Source organism: Angustibacter peucedani (genome assembly GCF_054779595.1).
In genome coordinates this window covers 1-547 of sequence record NZ_BAAGXY010000046.1, presented here as the reverse complement: position 1 = coordinate 547, position 547 = coordinate 1, and the positions used below count along the sequence as shown (strand labels likewise).

Sequence of the window (547 nt, the reverse complement as noted above, 5' to 3'; positions counted from 1 at the left end):
TCGCTGGCGAGCTGGCGTCCGAGCTGCACGCCGCCGCCGCCGACGTCGGTGCGGCGGCGGACGCGCTCGTCCGCGGCGCGCCCCGGTGAGGCCGGTCGAGGTCGACGTCACCGAGCTCGACGCGCTGGCCGCCGGGGTGGTGGGGCTCGGCACCCGGTGGGAGGGAGCGACCGCCGTGGTGCGCGCCGCGCCGGTCGGGCCGGTGGGGCGCGACCCGGACGTCGCCGCGGCCCTCGGTGCCGTCGTCCGGCGCTGCCTGGCGGTGCTCGACCGGCTGCGGGCCCTGGCCGCGGTGGTCGCGCTGGTGGCCCGCCGGTACACGAGCGTCGAGCAGGAGGTCGCGGCATCGTTCGCCCCTGCCGTGCCGGCGGTCTCGCCCGGCGGTGACGTGGTGGGACTGCTCTGGCGGGCCGACCCGGCAGCGGTCGAGGCGCTGCTCGCCGCGTCACCGGCGCTCGCAGCCGCCGTGGTCGACGCGGAGGCGGCCGGTGCGCCGCTGCCCGGCCTGGACGACGGCGGGCTCGCCGCGCTGGTGCTCGCCGCCAGC

General features: G+C 80.8%; 1 pseudogene. It reads left to right on the top strand.

Annotated elements, in window-relative coordinates:
- Window positions 1-85: 85 nt before the first annotated feature.
- Window positions 86-547: pseudogene (locus tag ACYVJ4_RS09865) on the top strand (hypothetical protein); the annotation flags it as partial.